The sequence below is a fragment of the Imperialibacter sp. genome (assembly GCF_040222385.1).
Lineage (GTDB): Bacteria > Bacteroidota > Bacteroidia > Cytophagales > Cyclobacteriaceae > Imperialibacter.
Map to the genome: position 1 here is coordinate 307748 of NZ_JAVKDF010000039.1, position 18610 is coordinate 326357.

At 46.0% G+C, this 18610-nt stretch carries 17 protein-coding genes and 1 pseudogene; all 18 read left to right on the forward strand.

The genetic code is table 11. The features are described 5' to 3' along the window. Positions 1 to 5 precede the first annotated feature (5 nt). Positions 6 to 692, forward strand: a complete 687-nt coding sequence (locus RIG68_RS21070) for a DUF2231 domain-containing protein (protein ID WP_350126843.1) — start codon at positions 6 to 8, stop codon at positions 690 to 692. Between the two features lie 247 nt (positions 693 to 939). Further along, on the forward strand, positions 940 to 1608 hold the full coding sequence (locus RIG68_RS21075; RefSeq protein ID WP_350126846.1) for a class I SAM-dependent methyltransferase: 669 nt from the start codon (positions 940 to 942) through the stop codon (positions 1606 to 1608). A 55-nt stretch (positions 1609 to 1663) separates the two neighbouring features. Continuing rightward, positions 1664 to 2245 (forward strand): DUF2911 domain-containing protein, encoded by a 582-nt coding sequence (locus RIG68_RS21080; protein ID WP_350126849.1) that lies wholly within the window; start codon positions 1664 to 1666, stop codon positions 2243 to 2245. 19 nt (positions 2246 to 2264) lie between these two features. Further along, positions 2265 to 4328: a copper-translocating P-type ATPase gene (locus RIG68_RS21085; RefSeq protein WP_350126852.1), complete on the forward strand. Its 2064-nt coding sequence runs from the start codon at positions 2265 to 2267 to the stop codon at positions 4326 to 4328. Positions 4329 to 4407: 79 nt separating this feature from the next. Beyond that, a complete protein-coding gene (locus RIG68_RS21090; protein WP_350126855.1) occupies positions 4408 to 4803 on the forward strand; it encodes a hypothetical protein in 396 nt (131 codons plus the stop codon). Positions 4804 to 4955: 152 nt separating this feature from the next. Further along, entirely contained in the window at positions 4956 to 9332 is a 4377-nt protein-coding gene (locus RIG68_RS21095; RefSeq protein ID WP_350126858.1) for a CusA/CzcA family heavy metal efflux RND transporter, read from the forward strand. 15 nt (positions 9333 to 9347) lie between these two features. Continuing rightward, positions 9348 to 10550 carry an efflux RND transporter periplasmic adaptor subunit gene (locus RIG68_RS21100; protein WP_350126861.1) on the forward strand — a complete coding sequence of 401 codons (1203 nt, stop codon included), beginning with the start codon at positions 9348 to 9350 and terminating at the stop codon, positions 10548 to 10550. A 12-nt stretch (positions 10551 to 10562) separates the two neighbouring features. Continuing rightward, on the forward strand, positions 10563 to 10979 hold the full coding sequence (locus RIG68_RS21105) for a Fur family transcriptional regulator (RefSeq protein WP_349530781.1): 417 nt from the start codon (positions 10563 to 10565) through the stop codon (positions 10977 to 10979). A 58-nt stretch (positions 10980 to 11037) separates the two neighbouring features. Next, a complete protein-coding gene (locus RIG68_RS21110; RefSeq protein WP_350126864.1) occupies positions 11038 to 11406 on the forward strand; it encodes a DUF3703 domain-containing protein in 369 nt (122 codons plus the stop codon). 14 nt (positions 11407 to 11420) lie between these two features. Then, positions 11421 to 12038, forward strand: coding sequence for a hypothetical protein (locus tag RIG68_RS21115; protein WP_349530783.1), 618 nt, complete (start codon positions 11421 to 11423; stop codon positions 12036 to 12038). Positions 12039 to 12053: 15 nt separating this feature from the next. Next, complete coding sequence (locus tag RIG68_RS21120; RefSeq protein ID WP_349530784.1) at positions 12054 to 14006, forward strand: heavy metal translocating P-type ATPase; 1953 nt, start codon at positions 12054 to 12056, stop codon at positions 14004 to 14006. Positions 14007 to 14045: 39 nt separating this feature from the next. Beyond that, positions 14046 to 14894 (forward strand): RteC domain-containing protein, encoded by an 849-nt coding sequence (locus RIG68_RS21125; RefSeq protein ID WP_350126867.1) that lies wholly within the window; start codon positions 14046 to 14048, stop codon positions 14892 to 14894. An 89-nt stretch (positions 14895 to 14983) separates the two neighbouring features. Further along, the gene (locus tag RIG68_RS21130) at positions 14984 to 15265 is read left to right on the forward strand and encodes a helix-turn-helix domain-containing protein (RefSeq protein WP_350126870.1); all 282 of its coding nucleotides are present in this window, start codon (positions 14984 to 14986) and stop codon (positions 15263 to 15265) included. A 15-nt stretch (positions 15266 to 15280) separates the two neighbouring features. Further along, positions 15281 to 16045: a hypothetical protein gene (locus RIG68_RS21135; RefSeq protein WP_350126873.1), complete on the forward strand. Its 765-nt coding sequence runs from the start codon at positions 15281 to 15283 to the stop codon at positions 16043 to 16045. Then, positions 16029 to 16694: a P-loop NTPase family protein gene (locus RIG68_RS21140; RefSeq protein WP_350126876.1), complete on the forward strand. Its 666-nt coding sequence runs from the start codon at positions 16029 to 16031 to the stop codon at positions 16692 to 16694. Before RIG68_RS21135 ends, RIG68_RS21140 begins: the two co-directional genes overlap by 17 nt. A 133-nt stretch (positions 16695 to 16827) precedes the next feature. After that, the gene (locus RIG68_RS21145; RefSeq protein WP_350126879.1) at positions 16828 to 17922 is read left to right on the forward strand and encodes a Fic family protein; all 1095 of its coding nucleotides are present in this window, start codon (positions 16828 to 16830) and stop codon (positions 17920 to 17922) included. Positions 17923 to 17925: 3 nt separating this feature from the next. Beyond that, a pseudogene (locus RIG68_RS21150) lies at positions 17926 to 18108 on the forward strand (HNH endonuclease signature motif containing protein); the annotation flags it as partial. Positions 18109 to 18165: 57 nt separating this feature from the next. Further along, positions 18166 to 18600: a hypothetical protein gene (locus tag RIG68_RS21155; RefSeq protein WP_350126929.1), complete on the forward strand. Its 435-nt coding sequence runs from the start codon at positions 18166 to 18168 to the stop codon at positions 18598 to 18600. The last annotated feature ends 10 nt before the right edge of the window (positions 18601 to 18610 follow it).

Genomic DNA, 18610 nt, shown 5'->3' on the forward strand with positions numbered 1-18610 from the left:
TGACAATGAAAAATACTCTAAAAGCAGTTGTACTGGTACTATTTGCTACAGCAACCGTATCGGCTCATGACGGCCACAAAAGCAAACAAGACAGTACCGCCCAACAAGCGGATACCGTGATGAATGCTCATTCCACCGAGGAAGGGCATAAAGACCACACCCATACCAGCGAGGCAGACAGCCATGATGCGCATCCACAAGATGCACACCACGAAAAAAAGGTTACGGCTGACCTTGCGGATTTTCCTACAATCCACCCGCTAATTGTCCATTTCGCTATCGTATTGCTGATTGTGGGAGCCCTTCTGGCGGTCGTCAACATCTATTTCATCAAAAGGGAATTGGCGTGGACAGCATTCGCTTTGGTGCTGGTAGGTTTTGTAGCTGCTTACTTAGCTGGCAGAAACTTCCATCCGCATACTCACGGACTAACCGAACATGCCAAGCTCGTGCTCGAACAACATGACTTCTGGGCTGACTGGACGATCAATCTTGGGTTTATTGGAGTGTTGTTGCAAGGGGTCAACCTGTTCATTTTCAAATCCAGAAGATGGGCAATGGCTATTGTAGCAGTTGTGTTATTGAGCGCTGCTTATGCTGTGGCACAGGCAGGACATTACGGAGCACAATTGGTACACATAGAAGGTGTAGGGCCGGAAGGTAAATTTTTGGAACTGGAGCATGACCATTAAATGACTTGAAATCACCAGTATGCCTGGGTTATTTTTTGATTCGGTACTTACCTGTCCGGTATGTGGCCAGCAGCAGGTTTGCAGAATACCTTATAACGAGCGGCTGGATAGCTTCATTTGTAAGGGATGTGAATGCGAGATTACTGTTCCGGGCGATCAATGCTGCATTTTTTGTGCATTCGGCTCACATAAATGCTTGGTCAGCCAAGGCTGGGAAAAATTAGAACAAAAACAATTAAGAGAAAATATGAAAAACACAGAGCATAAAAAAGAAAAGGAATTCATCCCTGCATTAGGCTACAATTTCCTTACTGGCCTTTATGATACCACCATAAGGCTGACCATGCCCGAAAAGAAATTCAGGAACCTGCTGATACAGAAGCTGGATCCTCAACCGGATGAAAGCATTCTTGAATTTGGTTTTGGCACGGGGGCTAATCTGGTATTGGCGGCTCAGAAGTCTCCCCGGTCACATTTTCACGGGTTGGATATCGATCCAAAGGTTAGGGAGCTCGCCTCCTCAAAATTGAAGAAGAAAAACTTGCACCTGGACCTTCAACTATATGAAGGATCGGTCTTTCCTTATGAAGATCACACTTTTGACAAAGTCTACAGTTGCCTGGTTTTTCATCAGTTGGATGATCAGGCCAAACTGGAAAGTTTGAAAGAGATACACCGTGCCCTGAAGCCAGGCGGTAAGCTCATCATTGGCGATTGGGGCAAGGCAAAGAACCGATGGATGCGCATAGCTTTTTACACTGTGCAGCTTCTGGACGGTTTCAAAACAACAACGGCCAATGTAAAGGGTTTGCTGCCTGATTACATTCGTGAGGCCGGTTTCTCGGGCGTGCAAGAGACTGGCTTTATCAACACCCGGATCGGGTCATTTTGCTATTATGAGGGAACTAAGAATTAAAATTGAATGATGCACTCCACATGCAAAATTCATCTAAATCATAAAACTAAAAACAATGAAAAAACTCATTTACACACTTGCACTGGGATTGCTGATCGCATCCTGCCAAAACAAAAAAAGCGAACATGGTGGGCATGAACACCATCAGCCGGAAAAAGCACCTACTGAACAATCGGACAACTCGAAAAAGAGTCTCCCGCAGGAGGCTCATGCCGAAGTAGGTAATACGCACATCACCATCAAGTACCACTCTCCTGCCGTTAGAGGTAGGGTCATTTGGGGAGGCTTAGTACCTTATGATGAGGTTTGGGTAACTGGGGCACACAGCGCCACCAGTATTGAATTTTCCAAAGCAATCCAGGTCGAAGAAACTACGATTCCAAAAGGGAAATATGCATTCTTTACCATTCCCGGACAGGAACGCTGGACATTGATCCTGAATAAAAATTGGGAGCAGCACCTGGCCGATAATTACGATCAGGCAGAGGATGTCATCAGAATTGAGGTAACACCGGAAACGGAAATGCCACTTACCGAACGACTAACTTATACCATTGAAGACAAGGGAGAGGGCTCAGGTGCTATCCGCATGTCATGGGAAAAGCTCAGTATTTCCCTTCCCTTTAAAACAGATTAAACACTAAAAATTTTCACTCATGGAAAAGCATAACCACGACCATCAAAAGCATCACCATCATGAGCATGGTAGCGAGACTAAAAAGTCCCATTCATCAGGGCATCAAACCAACAACAAATCAGACCATCAGCATGGACACCATGACCACCATGCCATGATGATCGAGGATTTCAAAAAGCGTTTTTGGATATCTCTGGTACTCACTGTGCCAATCCTGGCATTGTCTCATATGATCCAACAATTACTGGGATTTGAGCTAACCTTTTTTGGTGATCAGTACGTCCTTTTTGGGCTTTCCACCATTGTCTTTTTTTATGGGGGCTGGCCTTTTCTCAAAGGACTTTGGGATGAGTTGAAAGACAAAAACCCGGGTATGATGACCCTGATTGCAGTAGCCATTACTGTGGCCTACGTGTACAGCTCGGCAGTGGTGTTTGGTTTGGAAGGGATGGACTTCTTCTGGGAGCTGGTCACACTGATTGTCATCATGCTGTTGGGGCATTGGATCGAGATGAAATCGGTCATGGGTGCATCAAGAGCGCTCGAATTACTGGTGCAGATGATGCCTTCCGAAGCGCATTTGGTACAAGGAGACCAAATCAAGGACATCAAGGTTGATCAACTGAAAAAGGAGGATATCATCCTGATAAAAGCCAATGAGAAAATACCTGCGGACGGCACAGTGGTGGATGGGGAAAGCCACCTGAACGAAAGCATGCTCACCGGTGAGAGCAAGCCGGTGAAAAAATCCAAAGGAGACCAGGTCATTGGTGGATCGGTAAATGGCAGCCAGTCCATCAAAGTAAAGGTGTCCAAAACCGGAAAAGAAAGCTACCTCAACAAAGTGATCACGCTGGTAGAAGAGGCTCAGAGAGCTAAATCGAAAACTCAAAACCTCGCAAATGTTGCGGCCAGATGGCTCACTTTCATTGCCATAGGTGCCGGTACAGCTACGCTGGTGACCTGGATCAGCTTGGGTAAGCCGTTAGATTTTGCACTGGAACGAATGGTGACCGTCATGGTTATTTCCTGTCCACATGCATTGGGTTTGGCCATACCACTGGTTGTAGCCATTTCCACTGCTGTTTCAGCAGGAAAAGGCTTGCTGATCCGCAACCGTACTGCTTTTGAAAATGCCCGGAAGATTACCGCAATGGTGTTTGACAAAACAGGCACGTTGACCGAAGGCAAATTTGGTGTTTCACGATATGAGAGTCTTTCGAATGATATGGACAAAAAGGAGCTGCTGTCCTTTGCCGCTTCGCTGGAGCAGCAATCGGAGCACCCAATTGCACAAGGCATTGTGAAAGCAGCGAAAGAGGCAGACCTGGCATTGAAAAAGGTAGAAAATTTTGAATCACTAACGGCCAAGGGCATTCAAGGCAAGATCGAGGGAAAAAATTGGAAAGTAGTCAGCCCCGGCTACCTGAAAGAAAGCAAAATAAAAATCCCCGAACAGGTAGGATCTGATGCTGCAGAAACCATTGTGTATGTGCTGCAGGAGAACCTACTGGTAGGCTTCATAGCCCTGTCCGACCAAATCAGGGAAGAAAGCCCTAAAGCCATCGAAACCCTTCGGGAAAAGGGCATGAAGCTCTATATGGCTACCGGAGACAATGAGAAAACCGCCAAGGCAGTCAGTGAAAAACTCCGGCTGGATGGCTACTACAGTGAAGTGCTTCCACACCAAAAAGTGGAAATCATTAAGAAACTCCAAAAAGAAGGGCACTTTGTTGCCATGACGGGTGATGGAGTAAATGATGCCCCTGCACTGGCACAGGCCAATGTAGGTATTGCAGTAGGTTCCGGTACCGATGTGGCTGCCGAGACAGCCGATATCATTCTGGTCAACAGTAACCCAAAAGACATTGCAAATCTGGTTCTATTTGGAAGGGCTACTTACAATAAAATGATCCAAAACCTTATTTGGGCCACCGGCTACAATGCCATCGCATTGCCTTTGGCCACAGGGTTTATCCCCGGTCTGGTGATTAGTCCTGCCATAGGTGCAGTATTCATGAGCCTGAGTACAATCATAGTGGCCATTAATGCGCAATTGCTGAAAAAAGGAATGAAAAGCTGAACTATCTAGGAATCTCCCAAGGGTACTTGCTCGCTTTGCAATACCCTTGCACCTTAATTTTGCGTATATTTGCAGATAAATGAATTCCATTCTATCCATATCGTTCAGCTTTCTGTTCCTGATGCAGGCAATGGGACCTACTTTGGATTTATGTTGTGAATTAGCAAAGCTTCCGGTGCTTTTTGAACACTACGAGGAATATGCAGAACATAATGGAACTTCATTCGCAGAGTTTATTGACTTTCATTATGGTGACGGGCAAAATGCAAAAGGCCACCATGATGACGAGCATGACAAAAACTTACCTTTTCACGGTCAGCACCAGTGCTGTCACGGGTACACTTACATAGCCCAACCATGGGGGTATGCAGAAATGACTCCTATTCACATTACAACAGAAACCAGAGCAACACGCTATAGTTTTTCCCTTTGCTCCGAATACTCTGAGTCCCCATTCCAGCCTCCCAAGGCCTGATTTACCGGACATATTAAAATGAGCCCTTTTACTTCGTAGCACTGCGCAATGAAGTAAAGCGTAGTTTTTCTATTGCCGTCCGGCATCCCTCTGATGGGCATTTTCGGCCCAATCAATTCATTATATAAATCAGGATTCAAAATGCAAAATAAATGCTGGATAAAATCATTCAATTTTCGGTCAAAAACAAACTGATCATTGGCCTGCTCACGCTGGGCCTGGTCATTTGGGGAGGCTACTCGCTTACGCAGCTTCCCATTGATGCCGTACCGGATATTACAAACAATCAGGTACAGGTCATTACCGCTTCCCCTTCGCTGGCCGCTGAGGAAGTGGAACGTTTAATTACATTCCCCATCGAAATCACCATGGCCACCATCCCGGAGCTGGACGAGATCCGTTCCTTTTCCCGCTTTGGGCTCTCTGTGGTGACCATCGTGTTTAAGGAAGATGTGGATGTGTATTGGGCTCGTCAGCAGGTAAGTGAGCGCCTGACTGATGTACAAGCCCAAATCCCACCAGGAGTGGGTCAGCCGGGTATGGCCCCCATCACCACCGGATTGGGCGAAATCTATCAATATGTGGTAGGTACCGAACCGGGTTATGAAGATCAATATGACGCCCGTGAATTACGTACGATCCAGGACTGGATTGTGCGAAGGCAGTTGCTCGGTACTCCAGGGGTAGCTGATGTAAGCAGCTTTGGCGGCTACCTCAAGCAATACGAAATCGCCATAGACCCGGATAGGCTCAAGGCCATGAACGTTTCCATTGCCGATATTTTCCAGGCATTGGAAGAAAATAACGAGAATACCGGAGGGGCTTACATTGAAAAAAACCTCAGTGCCTACTTTATCCGAAGCGAAGGCCTGGTGAGCGACATGGACGACATCCGTAACATGCTCATCAAAAATAATCAGGATGGGATTCCTGTCCTCATAAAAGATGTGGCCAAGGTACAGCTTGGCAGTGCAGTACGATATGGAGCCACTACCCGTGATGGTGAGGGTGAAGTGGTGAGTGCCATAGTGATGATGCTAAAAGGAGAAAACTCAGCGGAAGTCATTGAAAATGTAAAAAGCCGGATTGCCGAAATCCGCAAAACTTTACCTGAAGGCGTGACCATTGAGCCTTTTCTGGACCGCACAAAATTGGTAAATACGGCCATCGGTACAGTGAGCAAAAACCTGGCTGAAGGAGCCTTGATTGTGATCTTCGTTTTGTTGCTGCTTCTGGGAAATCTCCGTGCAGGTTTGATAGTAGCATCGGTCATTCCCCTTGCGCTCATTTTTGCCTTTGGCATGATGAACCTCTTTGGTGTGTCGGGCAACCTGATGAGTTTGGGGGCTATTGATTTTGGGTTGATTGTGGACGGAGCGGTGATCATTGTGGAGGCTACCCTGCACCACTTAGGTTTATTGAAACTTGGAAGAAAGCTGACCCAGCAGGAAATGGACGAAGAAGTTTATCAGTCGGCCAGCAAGATTCGGAATTCAGCCGCATTCGGAGAGATCATTATTCTCATCGTGTATCTACCCATCCTTGCTTTAGTAGGGATTGAAGGTAAAATGTTTGGCCCTATGGCACAGACCGTGAGCTTTGCCATTCTTGGGGCTTTTATTCTTTCACTCACTTATGTGCCCATGATGTCGGCACTTGTACTGAGCAAAAAGACAGAATACAAGCCTAATATTTCAGACAAGATCATGGCTTTCTTTCACAGGCTGTACGACCCGACAATCCGTTGGGCGATGCACAAACGGCCATTGATGTTAGCCATTGCGCTTGGATTATTTGGCACCTCCCTATGGGTGTTTTCCAATATGGGTGGGGAATTTATTCCAACACTTGAGGAAGGCGACTTTGCGGTAGAAACCCGGGTGATTACAGGGAGTTCTTTACAAAATACGGTTGCAGCTACTACCCAGGCGGAAAAAATTCTACTCGAACAATTCCCGGAAGTAAAGCAGGTGGTATCAAAAATTGGTGCAGGAGAAATTCCAACCGATCCCATGCCGGTAGAAGCTGCTGACATGATGGTGATTCTGAAAAACAAAGATGAATGGGTCACAGCCTCTAACAGGGAAGAACTGGCCAACAAAATGGCCGAAGCTCTGGAGGTCATTCCGGGAGTTACTTTTGGATTTCAGCAACCCATCCAGATGCGCTTTAACGAACTCATGACAGGGGTTCGTCAGGATGTGGCGGTTAAGATATACGGAGAGGATCTCAATGAGCTTTCGGAGTATGCCGAACAGATAGGACGGCTAGCTTCTGGTGTAGAAGGAGCTGAAGATTTGTACATAGAAGAGGTAACTGGTGTTCCGCAAATTGTCATTAACTACAAGAGAGACCAGCTGGCCAAGTATGGCCTGAGCATCCGGGATGTAAACCGATCGGTACAGGCAGCCTTTGCCGGGGCTTCCGCAGGATTGGTGTATGAAAATGAAAGACGTTTTGACCTTGTGGTCAGGCTGGATAAGACCAACCGGGAGGATGTGGAATCAGTTCGCAACCTCTACATCGCCCGCAAAGATGGACACCAGATTCCGCTGCATCAGGTGGCAGAAGTGGAAATCAAAGAAGGGCCCTACCAAATCCAGCGGGACGACACCCGCAGACGAATTATTGTAGCTTTCAATGTACGTAATCGTGACGTAGAAAGCATTGTGACGGAACTTCGGCAAAAAATTGATGAATCCGTAGTGTTCGCTCCGGGCTACACGGTTACCTACGGAGGTCAGTTTGAAAACCTCGTGGAAGCCCGTGAACGCCTTGCTTTTGCCGTGCCTCTGGCCTTGTTACTGATTTTCGTTTTGCTCTATTTCACTTTTGGTTCCATCAAACAGGGCATCCTCATTTTTACAGCCATCCCACTTTCTGCCATCGGGGGCATCTTCGCCTTATGGCTAAGGGATATGCCTTTCAGTATATCGGCAGGCGTTGGCTTCATTGCCTTATTTGGGGTGGCCGTACTGAATGGAATCGTACTGATCAGCGAGTTCAACCACCTGAAAAAAGAAGGGGTCACAGATATTTTCGAGCGGATTTACAAAGGCACAAGTGTACGTCTGCGCCCGGTAATCATGACGGCTGCCGTGGCTTCCCTGGGCTTTCTGCCGATGGCACTTTCCCAATCAGGTGGAGCAGAAGTACAGCGTCCACTGGCCACCGTGGTGATTGGCGGGTTGATCACTGCTACTTTCCTGACACTGGTTGTGTTGCCTATCCTTTACTATTATTTTGAAAGAGGGATTAAAGTAAAACCCGGAGCAGTAGCCCCATTGTTGGTTATTGGTTTACTGAGCATTCAGGTTTCCAAAGCCCAGGCCCAGGAATCACCTGCTTCCTTTCAGTCCCTGGATGAGGCGATACAAGTAGCGATCCAAAACAATCCGACCCTGAAAGCTGCAGACCTGCAAACCCAACAAGAAAGGGCTTTGAAAGGTGCCAGCTGGAATTTGTCCAAAACCAATTTCAGTCTTACACACGGGCAGTACAACAGCATTTACGACAATGACAACCAGTTCAATATCTCTCAATCCATCGAATTTCCTACGGTTTATGCCAACCAAAGCAAGTTGGCCAAAGCGAGAATAGAAGCCAGTGAGTGGCGAAAAAACGCCACCCAAAATGAACTGGTGCAGCAGGTAAAAACAACCTGGTATTTCCTCTGGCTGGAGAAAAGCAAAAGACAATTGTTGCTGGAGCAGGACAGCATTTACCAGCGCTTCGTAAGGGCTGCCAACCTTCGCTACGAAACAGGGGAAAGCAACCTGCTTGAAAAGGCCACAGCCGAATCGCAGGTCGCTGAGATCAAGGCCATGCTGCAACAAAGCTTGTCTGATATCGAGATTTACCAGACGCAGTTACAAACCTTACTCAATGTAGAAAGTCCGGTGGACATCACGGTTGGCAATCTGGAAGCAAGAGAAAGTAGTGCACTAATCGATACGCAGGGCATTGCCAATAACCCTACCCTGGCATGGTTCCGCCAACAAATGGAGGTAGCTGAAAGAGAAAAGTCGGTAGAGAAATCACGGCTACTACCGGATCTCACAATAGGTTATTTCAACCAGTCGCTCAATGGTCCAAATCAGGACTTGGATGGCAATCCGGTTACTTTCACTTACAGCGACCGTTTTACTGGTTTTCAGGTAGGTATAGCCATCCCCATTTTTGGTGCCAAGTCGCAAGGATCGGTCATCAAGGCTGCCGAATTGAAAAAGCAGGAAAACGAAGCAAGGCTACAGGCGGTGACCAACGAACTGCAAGGCAGGCTAAGGTCTCTCATCCAGCAGTACCAAAAATTTCAGACCAGTATCGACTATTACGAGCAAAACGCCCTGCCTCAGGCAGAGCTAATTCTCAAACAAGCTCAGAAAGGATTTGAAAACGGGGAAATTGGCTATGTGGAGTATATCCAGGGACTTAACAGGGCATTGACAGTCCGGTTCAATTACCTGGACATTCTCAACCAATACAACCAGACCATTATCCAGATTGAGTTTATCTCAGGCGTTCAATAAAAAAGAAATCAACAAATGAAAAATACAATCAAATACATCAACAGAATCTCAATGGTTTTTATACTGGGATTGACTATTGCCTCCTGTGGTTCAAAAAATGAAGGAACAACAGAAGAACACCACGAAGAAGGTGAAAATACGGTAGAACTTACTGAGGCACAGTACGAGCAGGCAGCCATTCAGATTGGAACTGCCGAAAGAAAGGTTATCGGTTCAGAGCTACGGGTAAATGGAACAATTGACGTGCCTCCTCAGAGCAATATTTCCATCAATATGCCCTATGGTGGCTTTGTAAAATATACCGAAATGCTGCCGGGCAGCAAAGTGAAAAAAGGCCAGCTTTTGGTTGTGATCGAAAACCCAGAGTTCATCCAGTTTCAGCAAGAGTATTTGGAGGGCCTGGCCAATCGGGACTTTCTTAAAGCCGAGTTTGAACGGCAGGAGGAATTATACCAGGAAAAAGTAGCTTCCGGCAAAAACTACCAACAGGCCAAAAGTGACTATCTGGCCAATGAGGCCCGTATTAAAACGATGGAAGAACGGTTGAAGCTTATTGGCTTCAATCCTGCTAAAATTGAAGGAGGTACAGTATCTGCTTCGGTCAATATTTATGCACCGGTAACAGGCTCGGTCCGTGAAGTGTACACCAATATAGGCAAGTACATCAACCCACAGGATGTGATCATGGACATCACCAATGCCGAGGATCTGCATGTGGAACTGACGGTATATGAAAACGACATCCCACGGGTAAGGGAAGGCCAGCGCATCCGGTTTGCCCTGGCAAATTCACCTGAAGAATGGCGGGAAGCTGAAGTCTTCCTGATAGGCAGTGGGGTTAGGGAAGACCGTTCAGTAACCGTACATGGGCATTTAAAAAAGATGCATGAAGACCTGAAGCCGGGCATGTATGTAGCTGCAAGAATCGAAACCGACAGTAATGAAGTGCTTGCTGCCCCGGAAGCCTCCATTGTGCGGTTTGGCGGCAAACAATACATTTTTTCATATGCGGGTAAGAAATTAGAGAACGGTGAAACCGTACACGATTTTGAAATGCTGGAAGTCATCAAGGGATATACCGAAGACGGCTATACGCAGATTTCGTTGGCCGATACAGCGAAGGACTTGAGTGCCATTCAACTGGTAACCAAAGGTGCCTTCACTTTGTTGGCGAAAGCCAAAAATACCGAAGAAGAAGGAGGAGGACACGGGCATTAAAATGAAGGACACATGATTAAAGAACTCGAAAATAAACTCAAAGAAAAGGACATCCGACCAACAGCCATGCGGCTGTTGGTGCTGGAAGCCCTGACCAGTCAGGAGGCCGCCATCAGCCTTTCTGACCTGGAAAAGGCATTTGAAAAGTCAGACAGGGTGACACTATTCCGCACCCTGAAGACCTTTCAGGAAAACGGACTGGTGCACAGTATAGATGACGGTACCGGAGCACCTAAATACGCCTTGTGCGAAGAGGGATGCGAGTGCAATATCGAACGGGACTTGCACGTACATTTCCATTGCCGGGTGTGTAGTGAAACCTTCTGTTTGCCCAAGTACAAAATCCCTGAAATTGACCTGCCAAGCAAGTTCATGGGCGAAGAAGCCAACCTGGTGGTAAAGGGTGTTTGCGGGAAGTGTGCAGGATGAAAATTGCAATGACTGTGCATTGTGTTTACACGTATTTTCAGATAAAACACTTAACGCTATGAAGTTTAACACTGCCATGCCTAAGGGCCTCAAACCACACTATCGTCAGGAGCTCATTCTGTACAAAGAAAAACTCGCCAAGCGTCACCTTCAGGAAGCTTGGCGACATCTGGAGCGGGCGCACGTCCTTGGTCAGCCCTATCCATACCAGCACTCGGAAGCGCATTGGCTTATGCTCCGGTTCGGCTTCATGATCAAGGATTGGGCAGAAATCCGGGGGCAGATTCTTAGGCTACTTGTAGGAGGAGTAAAATCCTTTGTAGGTAAAGTACCTGTAGGCAATACCGGAGGAGCCAATGTTCCGCCTCTTTTGCCCATGGAAATCCCAGAAGACCTGAAGGCAATAATAGATCAATTCAAAAAATAAATTGATACAAGACTATGACCACCTTGCTCACTGGTACCATCATGCTCAGCCTCCTCCACGGGCTGATTCCCAGCCACTGGCTGCCGGTGCTGGCTCTGAAAGAAAGTTTTGGCTGGCAAGGTAGCAAGACGGTTCGCATTGCGGCTATGGCAGCTTTGGCTCATTCGCTGAGTACCTTTCTGCTGGGCGTGTTTCTGGGCTTATTCAGCCTTTCACTGGCAGAAACGCTTAACAGTTACACCCGTTGGGTCATTCCTGCTTTGCTCATTGCCATAGGGTTTTATTTCATCATCCAACACCACAGGCACCATCATTTTCACTTCAATGAAAAACAAAAGCTGGATCAGGCCGGAGCAACCCAAGTGGTGACCTTGCTGGTATTTATGATGTTTCTTTCGCCCTGCCTGGAAATTGAAGCCTACTTCCTGATGGCAGGTACTCATGGATGGCCGATGATCATGACAGTGGGCTTGCTCTACACCTTCGTTTCCGTGTTAGGGATCACGTTTTGGGTGTATCTCGCACAGAAAGGTCTGCACCGTTTCAACTGGCACAGGCTGGAGCATAATACCGGGCTGGTTTCGGGGTGCATCCTCATTATCACAGGCATCATTTCCTTTTTCACACATTAAAAAACTGACAAGCGTATGACTAATGCAAACAATATAGAAGACAAAGCTTGCTGCAGCACCGACCAGCATCCAGGCAAACCAAAAAAGCAGGGGGAGAAATCCTCCTCCACTTTCCTGCAAATCTGGGGAAGTGGTATTGTAAGCCTTGTCATGCTGCTTGCAGGAATAGCCGCTGACCAATGGGGACAGCCTGCATTTTTCCACGGCTGGATCCGCATCGGTTGGTATGTGCTGGCCTATTTGCCTGTGGGTTGGCCGGTATTGGTCAAAGGCTGGAAGTCAATACTGAAAGGTGATGTGTTCACTGAATTTTTCCTCATGGGAATAGCCACTCTGGGGGCTTTTGCCATAGGCGAATATCCCGAGGCGGTGGCGGTAATGCTTTTCTATGCCATCGGTGAGTTGTTTCAGGATGCAGCAGTGAACAGGGCCAAACGTAATATCAAAGCTCTGCTGGATATCCGTCCGGATTCTGCCTCTGTGTATAGAAGCGGGCAAATGGTGTCCGTACACCCGGAAGAAGTACAAATCGGGGAAACCATACAAGTAAAGCCTGGAGAAAAAATACCTCTCGATGGGGAAATGATCAGTGAAAAAAGCAGCTTCAATACCTCCGCCCTGACTGGCGAAAGCAAACCAGCTACCTACAACAAAGGAGAAAATGTGCTGGCTGGGATGGTGAACCTCGACATGCTGATTGAATTGAAAGTCACAAGGCTGTTCAATGAAAGTTCGCTGGCACGCATCCTGGAACTGGTGCAGAACGCTACCGCACGCAAGGCAAAAACCGAGCAGTTCATCCGCAGGTTTGCACGGGTTTACACACCCATTGTTACCTTTCTGGCCATTGGCCTGGTCTTCCTACCTTATTTCTTTGTAGAAAGCTATGTGTTTGAAGACTGGCTTTACAGGGCTTTGATCTTTTTGGTGATCTCGTGCCCCTGTGCGCTGGTCATTTCTATTCCGCTTGGTTATTTCGGAGGGATTGGGGCAGCCTCCCGCAAAGGCATATTATTCAAAGGCTCCAACTTTCTTGACCTCATGACAAAAGTCAATACCGTGGTAATGGACAAAACTGGAACACTTACCAAGGGAGTGTTTGAAGTTCAGAAGGCCGTGACCATGGACGGTATCACTACAGAGTGGCTTAGCCTGGCGGCAGCTATGGAAAGCAAATCCACCCATCCCATCGCAAAAGCCATTACAGAATACACTAAAAAGCAGGGAGGAGAAATTTCAGAACCCGAACAACAGGAAGAATTAGCCGGACATGGCCTGAAAGGAAAAGTAAATGGTAAGCATGTGCTCACCGGCAACCAAAAGCTGATGGACAAGGAAGGGATTGTTACCTGTGCTGATGCTGCCGGAGAGGTCAATACCGTCATCCATGTAGCAGTGGACCAAAAATATGCCGGTTACTTGGTGATAGCAGATGAATTAAAAGAGGATGCTGCACAGGCGATTGAAGCATTGCACAAAGCAGGTGTAAAAGAGCTGGTCATGCTATCAGGCGACAAAGACGCTGTGACACAACAGGTGGCAAAATCACTGGGAATAGATAAAGCCTTTGGTGATCTGCTGCCAGAGCAAAAGGTGGAAAAAGTAGAAGAGTTGAAAAAGGATACCAACCGTGTCATTGTATTTGTGGGGGACGGTATCAACGATGCTCCCGTCCTTGCTCTGGCAGATGTAGGCATGGCAATGGGTGGTTTGGGCAGTGATGCCGCTATCGAGACAGCCGATGTGGTCATTCAGACTGACCAGCCCTCTAAAATTGCTACTGCTATTCAAATAGGCAAACAAACCAAACGGATCGTATGGCAAAATATAGGCCTGGCATTTGGAGTGAAGCTTATTGTGCTGGCACTGGGAGCCGGAGGTCTAGCCACCATGTGGGAAGCCGTCTTTGCTGATGTGGGAGTGGCGCTGTTGGCTATTTTAAATGCGGTAAGGGTGCAACGAAACTAATTTAGAACATGCTATGGAATCAATAAACTCACTTTTTAAATGCCTGAAAATTATAACCAACAATATGAAGAATTAGAAGATAAGCTTCGAATGATTGATCTGGAAGAGGACGACATTCTAAAAAAATCAGAGCAAAGCTTTCAAATAGCCCTTCAGGCAATTAATCAGTTGAGAGATGATTTGAAGGGTGATCGGTTGTGTTCACAAACCGATGAAATCTACTTTTTCAAGGAGATCAAACCGAAATTCGTTAGTAAGCTCATCTACCACCTCAGCGTATTCAATATTGAAACCAACAAACCTAACGGAGGAATCAAGGTAAAACGTAAATACTATCAAAATGAGTTGGATAAGCTCAAACGGTACTTCGACAACAACCTGGAATTTTACCGCTACTTTCGTACCCACAGTAATTATCTGGATCACAAATATTTTGTCAGAGGCAAACAGGACATAAGGTTAACGCTTGATTCTTTCTTCTTTGAAACCGATCCTAATTTTTCTACCAGCCATGATTTTAAGGTTTCCAACATCCTGGCCAACGACCTGCTCAATGTCTACTTGGAAGATGAATTGAACAAACTGGATATGAGGGATTTAAGCAATGGAAGATCACAAGGTGAACCGAAGGGGAAACTAACATGGACAGATTCTAAAGTAGCTTTAATCGAGTTGATGTATGCCTTACAAGCCCGTGGAGTATTTAACAACGGCATTGCCGATCTAAAAGAAATCGCAGCATTTTTTGAAGATACCTTCGGTATCGAGGTGGGCCAATATCACCGCACATTCCTTGAAATCCGCATCCGCAAGACCGGACGCACTAAATTTCTGGATTCTCTAAGGGATAGTCTGACCCGAAGGATGGATGAAGCTGATGACAAATAACAAAAAATCTTTCCCAACTTCGGTTTGACTTGTGAATAAAACCCATCAAACGGTAACACCTTCGCAGTTCAATCAACATTTGTTAAGAAATGGCAACAGAAGTTATTACCACAGATGACCTTCGAGAGTTCAAGATCGAGCTACTCGAAGATTTAAAAAGATTACTTAAAGAACATTCAGGACAGCCATCCAAGAAATGGTTAAAGTCCTATGAAGTCCGCAAGCTCCTTAGCATCTCACCAGGTACATTGCAGAACCTGCGAGTGAACGGCACATTACCCTTTACCAAGATTGGGGGAGTGATTTATTACGACTATGCAGACATTCAAGGGATGCTGCAGTCCAACAAGTTTCACAACCGGTTGAAGTAAAGCGTATGGCTGGGCATGAACTACATCAGGCACCTTTCGGCAGCATTCGGGCAGATGGATGCAGATACCAGGCTCACGCCCTACCACATCAGTTTGTATATGGCCTTGTTCAGGCGGTGGAACCTCAACTTTTTCAAGAACCCCATTTCTGTATCCAGGGACGAGCTGATGAGGTTGTCAAAAATTGGTTCGGTGAACACCTACACCAAGTGCCTGAAGGAACTAGATCGATACGGCTATATCCGCTACGAACCTTCCTACAATCCGCACCGGGGCAGCCTCATTTACCTGTACAGTTTTGATAAAGGTAGTGATACAGGTACTGATAATGGAAGTGAAATAGCAGTGAGACCTTATACAAACAATACAAACTCTTTAAACAGTGAAAACGAAACAAACTTGGGTGAGCGATCCAAAAATTTTGATAGAGGTTCAAATGACTCAGAAATGAAGGAAAAAGAAAAGTTGCGGCAAAAGAAAAAGGAAGCTGCTGGCTATGGCCCGGACATTCCGCCTCTGGAAGCCCATGTGAAAATCTACTTTGATGAAAAAGGCTATCCGCCCGTGGAGGCTGAGAAGTTTTACAACTACTTCCAGAGCAATGGCTGGTTGGTAGGTGGCCGCTCCAAGATGAAAGACTGGAAAGCAGCCGCCCGAAACTGGATGTTGAACGCTCAAAAATTCAATGCCTATGCAAAAGATCAGAGAAACCATCAGCAAGGCCCTAAACCCGGAAACCTCCACACAGGAACCGGCAAGGACTATGGCGAACCGCTCTAAGTCTTCTGTTGATGAAGAGGTTCAAAGCAATATCATTCAGTTTGACAAATGTCTTGAATTCCTGGAGAAAGCAGGTACAGCTTACATCAGCCCAAAATTCAGGATTTGGCAGGAAGACCATCTCATTCTTTTCAAGCTTCTGGTCTATTTCTACCGTGATGGGGTCAATGCTGAAAAACATAATATTGATCTCCACAAAGGCATCTTATTGACAGGCCCGGTCGGTTGTGGCAAAACCTCCCTGATGACCCTACTTCGCTTCATGCTTGCACCCAAAGAACAGTACATCATCAAATCCGCTCGTGACATCACCCTGGAATTCATCCAGGATGGCTATCCTGTCATCAATAAATATTCTAAGTCAGCATTCCAGCAAACAGGTGGAGAATTGATCCCTAAAGCCTACTGCTTTGACGATCTGGGCGTGGAATCCAACATCAAGTATTATGGAAACGAAACCAATGTTATGGCAGAGATCCTTTTGAGCCGCTACGATATGTTCATCGGCCGGCACATGCTTACCCATGCCACAACCAATCTTTCCGCCAGCGAAATTGAAAGCTGCTATGGCAACAGGGTAAGGAGCAGGTTAAGGGAAATGATGAATGTTCTAGCGTTTGATAAGGAGGCTAAAGATAAGCGGGTATGAACATGTCCCATCGTGGTACATGTGCTGGTTTTCATGTCCTATTCTTGAGGTTTTTGTCTCATGTCCCATGATGGTACATATAACTTGTTTCATGTCCCAATTTTTGTATTTTTGTCTCACGTAATTAATAGGAATGAAGAATATCGATCCATCGAAACCACTCAATGATTTACCTCTACTGCCTCCTCAGGTGGATAAAGTGGAGACTATCGAAATCCTCAAACAGGAAAGTAAAGCAGCGGTTGCCCTTGCTGAGCTGAAGGGATTGGCAAGAACACTACCCAATCAGGGTATTTTGATCAATGCCATTGTACTCAAAGAAGCACAGGCCAGTTCAGAGGTGGAGAATATTATTACTACACATGACAAGCTCTACCAGGCTTTGGCGGCCAAGTCAATGACAATTGACCCATCGACAAAAGAAGTCCTACGGTACAGGGAAGCCCTGCTCTATGGCTTTGAAGAGATCAAAAAGAAAGGCTTCCTGAATACTAATGGTATTGCACGCATTCAGGCTATACTGGAAGAGAACGAGGCTGGGATCAGGCAGCTACCAGGTACTTCCTTGAAAAATGATCTGACAGGGAAAACAATTTATACACCGCCAGATGATAAGGAAGTAATTGTCAGACTAATGAAAAACCTAGAAGACTTTATCAATGATGAACCTGATGGAATGTCACCCCTGATCAGGATGGCCGTACAACACTACCAGTTCGAAAGCATCCACCCATTCTATGATGGAAATGGCCGAACGGGAAGGATTATCAACGTGCTTTACCTCATCCTTCACAACCTGTTGGAAATACCCATGCTTTATCTCAGTGGCTACATTATAGGCCACAAAGGAGCTTACTACAAATTGCTACAAGAGGTGAGGACTAAAGACAATTGGGAAGGTTGGATATTGTTTATGCTCAAGGCAATTGAAGATACTGCGACAAAGGCTATTTCCCAGATCCACGGAATCAACAGCATCTTCAATGAGATACAGGATAAGGTAAAAAATGAAGCCCCGAAAATCTACTCGAAAGACTTGATCGAGCAATTGTTTGTCCACCCCTATACCAAAATAGAATATATCTCTAATGGGCTGGGCGTAGAAAGAAAAGCCGCTTCCAGGTACTTAAAGACTTTGGAATCCATTGGAATCCTAAAACTCGAACCTATCGGGAAAGAGAATATTTTCATCAACCAGCAATTGTACCAACTACTGAAGCAAAGTTAGACCATGGCCAAAGCTCGAAAATCCATACCCCAAAAAACGAAATCTCTTTTACAGCAAGAGATTAACTCCCAGTGCCCAATCTGTGATGATCAGAATGTAGATCATTTTGAAATTCATCATATTGACGAAATTCCCGAAAACAATTCCCCTGACAACCTTTTGATGCTTTGCCCGATTTGCCATTCCAAGATTACAAAAGGTGATATTAGTGAGGAGGAGGTCAAACAAATCAAGAACTATCTTATGATTAAAGCTAAAGGCAAATCCAGCGCAAAGTCATCAAACACCATCAACATCAAAGGCAATATATCCAACTCCACGGTAGCCAATTCGATCAGTGCACAGACCATTGTTTATAAATCCAGAAGCAAACCAAAGATGGAATTCGCTGATGGTGCCATAGGTAAAAAAGCGGAATTGAAAAACTATGTGAAGCACCTGATAGATCGATATAACAAATACAAGGAAGGCGATGTTGGTAAATCCAAAATGAACTATGCTGCCATTTGGGGCATCATCAAAAAGGAATTTAAAGCTGATGCCTACCAGATTCCGGAAACCCAGTTTGAGGCTCTTTGTTTGTTCCTCCAGCATCGCATCGACAATACAAAGCAAGGCAGGATCAACAGAGGGAAAGGACACAAAAATTACTCAGGGTTCGGTGACATTTATAAATAGGTATTCATTT